The 6,546-nt window shown below is 69.8% G+C and carries 7 protein-coding genes; all 7 read left to right on the plus strand.

The window, feature by feature from the left end; all coding sequences use genetic code 11:
- The gene (locus K8625_RS17185; RefSeq protein ID WP_223783310.1) at window positions 1-528 is read left to right on the plus strand and encodes a hypothetical protein; all 528 of its coding nucleotides are present in this window, start codon (window positions 1-3) and stop codon (window positions 526-528) included.
- 73 nt (window positions 529-601) lie between these two features.
- On the plus strand, window positions 602-1,990 hold the full coding sequence (miaB, locus tag K8625_RS17190; RefSeq protein WP_141330456.1) for a tRNA (N6-isopentenyl adenosine(37)-C2)-methylthiotransferase MiaB: 1,389 nt from the start codon (window positions 602-604) through the stop codon (window positions 1,988-1,990).
- Window positions 1,991-1,993: 3 nt separating this feature from the next.
- Window positions 1,994-2,509, plus strand: coding sequence for a gamma carbonic anhydrase family protein (locus tag K8625_RS17195; RefSeq protein ID WP_046713821.1), 516 nt, complete (start codon window positions 1,994-1,996; stop codon window positions 2,507-2,509).
- Window positions 2,510-2,548: 39 nt separating this feature from the next.
- Window positions 2,549-3,019: a cyclic nucleotide-binding domain-containing protein gene (locus tag K8625_RS17200; RefSeq protein ID WP_141330461.1), complete on the plus strand. Its 471-nt coding sequence runs from the start codon at window positions 2,549-2,551 to the stop codon at window positions 3,017-3,019.
- 28 nt (window positions 3,020-3,047) lie between these two features.
- On the plus strand, window positions 3,048-4,067 hold the full coding sequence (locus K8625_RS17205) for a hypothetical protein (RefSeq protein WP_223783311.1): 1,020 nt from the start codon (window positions 3,048-3,050) through the stop codon (window positions 4,065-4,067).
- 16 nt (window positions 4,068-4,083) lie between these two features.
- Window positions 4,084-4,923 carry a DedA family protein gene (locus K8625_RS17210; protein WP_223783312.1) on the plus strand — a complete coding sequence of 280 codons (840 nt, stop codon included), beginning with the start codon at window positions 4,084-4,086 and terminating at the stop codon, window positions 4,921-4,923.
- Window positions 4,924-5,079: 156 nt separating this feature from the next.
- Window positions 5,080-6,471, plus strand: a complete 1,392-nt coding sequence (locus K8625_RS17215) for an MATE family efflux transporter (RefSeq protein WP_223748560.1) — start codon at window positions 5,080-5,082, stop codon at window positions 6,469-6,471.
- Window positions 6,472-6,546: the final 75 nt, after the last annotated feature.

A 6,546-nucleotide genomic window follows, 5' to 3' on the forward strand; every position in this document is an offset into this window, starting at 1 on the left:
ATGGCCCCCTCTCTCTTCGACGACCACGGCTACCAGGACGTCCCCAACCGCGAGGTCCACAGCACGGACCTCTCCGCGGCGGATGACCGGACCCTCCGCATGGCCACGCCCCGCGTGGACACCTCGCTGCTCGACGCCCTGGTGCGCTTCCAGGAGTCCTTCCTCTCCCACGCAGGCTCGGACCGGAGCGCCCAGGCCCTCGCCACCGCCCACCGCCAGGCTCAGGACGCCTCCGGCCTGGACGCCAAGACGCTGGAGCAGGGCGTGTCCCTGCTGCGCGCCTTCGGAGGCCGCCGGTGGACGGCTCGCAAGCTGGACGACAAGCTGCGTCAGCTCGAGTCCCACCCCCCGAGCCCCGAGACGGACGAGCTGAGGGCCCGCCTCCGCGGGGAGCTGGTCAAGCAGGAGCAGGCCACGGACGCCCTGGCGCGCCGCTATGGCGAGGACACCCTGGCGCTCCTCAAGGCCCACGAGGCGCGGCTGGTGGACCTGCACACCCGGATGACCGGCCTCTTCAGCCAGGGATGACCGCCGTCCCCGGTTCGGTTGATTTCCACGCCCGGCCGTCGCATAAGGGCACGTTCTTGCTCAGAGAAATCCCATGAAGCGCTACTTCATCCACACCTTCGGCTGCCAGATGAACGTCAACGACTCGCTCCGCATGAGCGAGGTGCTGGCGAAGATGTCCTACGAGCCGACGCCGGTGCCGGAGAACGCCGACCTCATCATCCTCAACACCTGCTCCATCCGCGAGAAGGCCGAGGACAAGATGCTGTCCGCGCTGGGCCGCTACAAGCCGGTGAAGGCCAGCCGCGGCGCGCTCATCGGCGTGGGCGGCTGCGTGGCCCAGCAGGAGAAGGACCGCCTCATCAAGAAGGTGCCGTACCTGGACTTCGTCTTCGGCCCCGACAACATCGCGCGCCTGCCGGACATCATCGGCCGCGTCGAGTCGGAGCGCGCGCGCGTCGTCGAGACGGCCTTCGTCGACTCCGAGGAGTACGTCTTCCCGCGCGCCGACCCGGAGACGTCCCGCGGCAAGGTCACCGAGTTCGTCACGGTGATGAAGGGCTGCGACAACGTCTGCTCCTTCTGCATCGTGCCGCACACGCGCGGCCGCGAGGTGAGCCGCGCCTTCCCGGACGTGCTCCAGGAGGTGGACGGGCTGGCCAAGGTGGGCGTGCGCGAGGTGACGCTCATCGGGCAGAACGTGAACTCGTACCTGGGCGGCGTGTCCTTCGCCCAGCTGCTGCTGCGCTGCGCGGAGGTGCCGGGCATCGAGCGCGTGCGCTTCACCACCAGCCACCCGCATGACCTGTCGGACGAGCTCATCGAGGCGTTCCGCACGCAGCCCAAGATCGCCCCGCACTTCCACCTGCCCGTGCAGTGCGGGAGTGATCGCATCCTGAAGATGATGCGCCGCGACTACACCGTGGAGCAGTACCTGGAGCGGCTGCGGAAGCTGCGCGACGCGCGGCCCGGCATCGCCGTCACCACCGACATCATCGTGGGCTTCCCCGGCGAGACGGAGGAGGACTTCGAGATGACGATGAAGCTGACCGAGCAGGTCCGCTTCGACAACCAGTTCTCCTTCATCTACAGCCCGCGTCCCAAGACGGGCGCCGCGCTGCGCGAGAAGGACTGGGGCCCGGTGGAGCACGAGGTGAAGATCGCCCGCCTGGAGCGCCTGCAGAAGCTGCAGCGCCGCATCAGCGCGGAGACCACCGCCGCCCTCGTGGGCACCGAGGTGGAGGTCATGGTGGAGGGCCACTCGCGCTACGACGCCGCCAAGCGCTTCGGCCGCACGCCGGAGAACCGCACCGTCAACTTCGACGGCGACGCCCCCGCGGGCGCGTTCGTCACGGTGAAGGTGGACCGCTCCACGCCCAACCAGCTCGCCGGCAAGCAGGTGGCGGTGCTGCAGCTGCCCACCGTGGAGCCGCTGCCCGTGCCGCGTCCCGACTCGCCGTTCCACGTCGTCGCGGAGGCCTGAGACATGGCGCTCAGGCCGTTTCGCGGCGTGCTCCCCACCGTCCACCCCAGCTGCTTCGTGGACGAGTCCGCCCAGGTCGTGGGCGACGTGCACCTGGGCGAGGACTCCTCGGTGTGGATCAACACCGTGATGCGCGGGGACGTGAACCCCATCCGCATCGGCCAGCGCACCAACATCCAGGACCTGTCCCTCATCCACGTCACCGGCGGCCGCTCCAGCACCGTCGTCGGTGACGACGTGACGGTGGGGCACCACGTGGTGTTGCACGGCTGCACCGTGGGCAACCGCGTGCTCGTCGGGATGGGCGCCATCCTCCTGGACGACGTGGAGGTGGGGGACGACTGCATCATCGGCGCCGGGACGCTCTTGACGCCCGGGACGAAGATTCCCCCCGGGTCGCTCGTGGTGGGCTCCCCCGGCAAGGTGAAGCGCGCGGTGACTCCGGAAGAGCGGGAGTTCCTGTTGTTGTCCGCTCAGCACTACGTCCACATCGCCTCCGAGTACCGCGCCAGCCGTTGACTCGCCGGCCCGCGCGGCCCGTGTTAGGACCCTGGCACCATGGCTCTCGTGCCTGCGAACACCCTCAAGGCGTGCCCTCTCTTCAAGGGCTTCACCGACACCGGCATCCAGATCTTCGCGGGTGTGGCCGTGCCTCGGGCCTTCCCCAAGGGCACCGCGTTGTTCGTCGAGGGCAAGACGGGCGAGTCGCTCATCATCGTCGGCGAGGGCACGGTGCGGCTGAGCGCCAGGAGCCCCTCCGGCGAGGACGTGTCGCTGGGCGAGGTGGGCACGGGAGAACCCCTGGGCGAGCTGGCCCTGGTGCAGAAGGGTGAGCGGCTCTGCACCGCGACGGCCGTCACGGACGTGTCCGCGCTGGAGATTCGCGCGGCGGACTTCCAGAAGCTGCTGGCCACCAAGCCCCAGGCCTGCGTGAAGCTGCTGATGGGCATCGTCGGCTTCTTCGGCCAGAAGGCCCGGGACAACCGGGACATGATTCGCACCCTCATCGGAAAGGCGCCGGCCGCCTGAAGGGCGCGTGCTAGCCTGGGGGCTCCGTATGCGAGCCCCCCACCTGGCCGTCCTCCCACTGCTCGGGCTCCTGGCGTCGCCCCCGGCGTTCGCGGGGTCGGCCGCCCAGGTTTCCATCGCCTCGGAGGAGGACTGGTTCGCCAGCCAGTACACCCCCGGTGGCCTGGAGGTGCGCGCGGATGTCCGCGTCTTCACGCTCTATGCGCTGCTCAACCGCGCGGGCTACGACGCGGGCCCCGTCGAGCGGGCCCACCCCGTCCCCGTCATCCGCTACACCCGCGCCCGCGCCCGGGTCCGCCAGGTGCTGGCCTCCGCGCCGGACGCCGTGCTCACCGAGGCCCGCGCGTACTTCGCCGCGCACCCGGAGCCGGTGGAGGTCTACCTGGCCCGCGTCCTGGGAGGACCGAAGGCTCCAGGCCGCGCCGCGAGCCTCATGGGGTTGGAGGAGCTGCTGGCCCGCGCCGAGCAGGAGTGGCCGGTGACGGCGCTGCGCGCGGAGACGCTGCCGGACTTCCGCTTCGAGCAGCGCGCCTGGCTCCCGCTGCTGGATGCCCCCGTCCAACAGGCCACGCGACTTCTGGGCCTGCCGGAAGGCGGGCCCGCACCTCGGGTGGTGGTTAATCTGCTCGAGGCCGAGGGAAGCGTGCGACCGGTGGACACGGGGCAGGGGTGGGTGGTTGTGGTGGGACCTGTGGCGCGCACGCCTGACGCCGAGCCGGTGGTGCGGGAGCTGGCGCGTGGGGTACTGAGCTCACGGCTGTCCGGCCGCCTGGGTGCTCGCTGGGCGGGTGGGGCGGCGGCGCTGAAGGATGCCCGGGCGAGGGGGGCGGGTGAGGGGACGGTCGACGAGTACGGGGTCGCGCTCCTGAGTCGGGCGCTGGCCCTGACGGCCACGGGGGCTCCGGCCGGGGCCTACGAAGCGGCCGGGCGCGACGGGTATTTCGGGTTGAAGACCCTGTCGCGGAGTTTTGAGGAGGCGCGCCCGGTTGATGCGTGGGCGCTGGATGGGCTGGCTCGGGCGGTGCCCCAGCAGGCCCCTCGGAAGTGAACGGACGGGACAACGCGTGCTTGATTTCCTCACCACCCTGCTTGGCGACTCCCAGGGCTTCATTGCCTACGCCATGGTCTTCGGCATCCTCGTGGCCTGTGGCCTGGGCGTGCCGCTGCCTGAAGACATCTCGCTCATCCTGGGCGGCTTCCTGGCCCACAAGGGCGCGGCGAGCCTGCCGGTGATGATGGTGGTCGGCTTCATGGGCATCCTGGTGGGCGACAGCCTCATCTTCTTCGCCGGCCGCAGGCTGGGCGGGAGGCTGGGGCGGGGCACCGGGGCCACCCAGGAGGCGCCGAAGGGCGGCGGAGGGTTCTTCGCGCGCATCGTCACGCCGGAGAAGCGCGCGCGCGTGGAGGGGCTCTTCGAGCGCCACGGGCAGAAGATCGTCTGCATCGCCCGCTTCATGCCGGGCGTGCGCGCGGTGACGTACTTCACCGCGGGCTCGGTGGGCATGTCCTACTGGCGCTTCATCTTCTGGGACGGCCTGGCCGCGCTGCTGTCCGCGCCGGTGTTCATCTGGCTCGGGTTCCACTTCGGTGGCGAGCTGGACATGCTCATCAGCAAGTTCAAGGAGGGCCAGTACACCGTCATGGGTGTGCTCGCCGTCGCCGCGGTGGGCTTCTTCCTGTGGCGCCGCAGCCGGAACAAGCGGCTGGCCGCCGCGCAGGCGCAGGGCAACACCGCGGTGACGTCGTCGCCCGTGTCCAACGACGAGCCCGCGGCGCCCACGTCCGGGCCCCGCAACACCGTGAAGGGCAGCGGCTCCGACCCGCTCTTCAAGGTCGCCTCCACGTCGTCGCCGGAGAAGGTGACCGTCTCGGTGGACCCGTCGCGCGAGTTGATGAAGCACTGAGGCCCGCGCCGCTCGCGCGACCATCGCGAGCGAGGCGAGGTGGTTTGAGCTCACAGGAGCCGCGAGGCTCTTGTGACGCGCGGCAGGCGAGCACGATGTGGCTGGCGACGCATTGCGGCGCCTGTTAGTCCCAGCCCGCGTTCATCGCGGCGAACCATGTCACTCTCGACTGCGCAGGACCCCGCCAGGATGGGGTTGTTCCGGCTCACGTGGCCGATACTCCTGGAGCTCCTCCTCTTCATGATGATGGGAACGGCGGACACGCTGATGCTCAGCGGTGTGTCCGACGACGCCGTCTCCGCGGTGGGGGTCGTCAATCAGTTCCTGTTCATCTGTCTGCTCATCATGGAGGTGATGAGCAACGGCGCCTCCGTCGTCGTGTCCCAGTACCTGGGCGCGCGGCGCTCCGAGGAGGCGGCGCGCATCGCCGCGGTGGGAATCACGTTGAACCTGCTGCTCGGCGTGACGGTGAGCGCGGGGCTGCTGCTGGGCGGAGACGCGCTGCTGGCGCGGATGAACCTGGAGGGCGTGGTGCTGGCGCAGGCCCGCACGTACATGGGCATCGCCGGAGGGTTCATCTTCCTCCAGGCGCTCATCAACGTGTGCTCCGCGCTCATCCGCACGTACGGCTTCACGCGTGAGTCCATGTTCATCGCGATGGGGATGAACGCGCTGCACGTGGGCGGCAACGCGCTGCTCATCTTCGGACTGCTGGGGCTGCCCCGGCTCGAGGTCGCGGGCGCGGCCATCTCCACGGTGGTGAGCCGCGCGCTGGCGCTCGTGGTGTTCGTGTGGCTCTTGTACCGGGTGATGGACGTGCGGATGAAGGCGCGCGACTTCGTCCGGTTCACCTCGGACATGGTGCGGAAGATCCTCCGCGTGGGCGTGCCCTCCGCCGTCGAGCAGGGCACGTACCAGTGCTGCCAGGCGGTGTTCCTGTACTACGTGACGTTCCTGGGCTCGACGGCGCTGGCCTCCCGGCAGTACGCGAACGCCATCTCCCAGTACGTGTTCCTGTTCAGCCTGGCCGTCGGCATGGGCACGGCCATCATCGTGGGACGGCTGGTGGGCGCGCGCCGCGCGGACGACGCATACCGGCGGGTGCTCCAGAGCCTGAAGTGGGCGGTGGCCATCACCTTCCTCGTGGACGTGGCCGTCATCCTGGTCCGCGTGCCGCTGGTGGGCATGTTCACCCATGATGGCGACATCGTCCGGCTCACCACGCAGGTCATCGTGATCGGCTTGCTCCTGGAGACGGGGCGCTCGTTCAACCTGGTGCTGGTGAACGCGCTGCGCTCGGCGGGGGACGCGCCGTTCACCGTGTACATGGGCTTCCTGTCGATGGTCTGCATGAGCCTGCCGCTGGGCTACGTGCTCGTCTTCAAGCTCCACCTGGGGCTCGCGGGCGTGTGGCTGGCGGTCGCCGCGGATGAGTGGGTCCGAGGCATCTCCATGTGGGTCCGCTGGCGGTCTCGCATCTGGGAGCAGAAGTCCCTGGTCGAGCCCCTGGCCCCGGTGGCGGAAGCCCCCGTCGTCGTGGCGGCGTAGGCCTTGTTCCTCGGGTGGCTGCCGCCTCGGACCTTCGAGGTTCGAGGACAGCAGCCACCTGGGTGAAGCCGCCGC

Origin of the sequence: Myxococcus sp. AS-1-15, assembly GCF_020037055.1 — a bacterium.
Taxonomy (GTDB): domain Bacteria; phylum Myxococcota; class Myxococcia; order Myxococcales; family Myxococcaceae; genus Myxococcus; species Myxococcus fulvus.